This is a genomic window from Haematobacter missouriensis (genome assembly GCF_000740775.1).
GTDB classification, from domain to species: domain Bacteria; phylum Pseudomonadota; class Alphaproteobacteria; order Rhodobacterales; family Rhodobacteraceae; genus Haematobacter; species Haematobacter missouriensis.
Map to the genome: position 1 here is coordinate 1 of NZ_JFGS01000056.1, position 624 is coordinate 624.

A 624-nucleotide genomic window follows, 5' to 3' on the forward strand; every position below is an offset into this window, starting at 1 on the left:
GGTCCCTCGCTGTGATGTAGAGTTTGCTTCAACACGAAGGGGCAGACGACATGAGGAAAAGCCGCTTCACCGAGGCGCAGATCATCGGAATGCTCAAGGAGCAGGAAGCCGGAATGGCGACGGCGGAGGTGTGTCGCCGTCATGGCCTGAGCCCGGCCACGTTCTACAAGCTCAAGGCCAAGTATGGCGGCATGACGTGTCCGACGCGCAAAGGCTGAGGGCGCTCGAGGATGAGAACGGCAAGCTGAAGCGGCTTCTGGCAGATGCCATGCTGGACAACATCGTGCTGAAGGATCTGCTGGGAAAGCCCTGACGACACCGAGAGCGCGGCGGGACGCGGTGCTCAGGGCGATGCGGGATCACGATATCTCGCAACGCCGGGCCTGCGTCCTGATCGGTGTCGATCCGAAGACGGTGCGGCGCGAGCGGCCGCCCGACAATCCGGAGATCCGCAAAGCCATGCAGGAGATCGCGGCTGTGCGCCGCCGGTTCGGCTATCGGCGGATCGGGCTGCTTCTGGAGCGCAGAGGCCTGCTGATGAACCCGAAAAAGCTGTATCGTCTTTACCGCGAAGAAGGGTTGTCGGTCCGACGCAGGCGGGGCCGCAAACGCGCTCGAGGCACA

General features: G+C 63.3%; 1 pseudogene. It reads left to right on the plus strand.

Annotated elements, in window-relative coordinates:
- Positions 1-50: 50 nt before the first annotated feature.
- Positions 51-624, plus strand: a pseudogene (locus CG51_RS19750) (transposase); the annotation flags it as partial.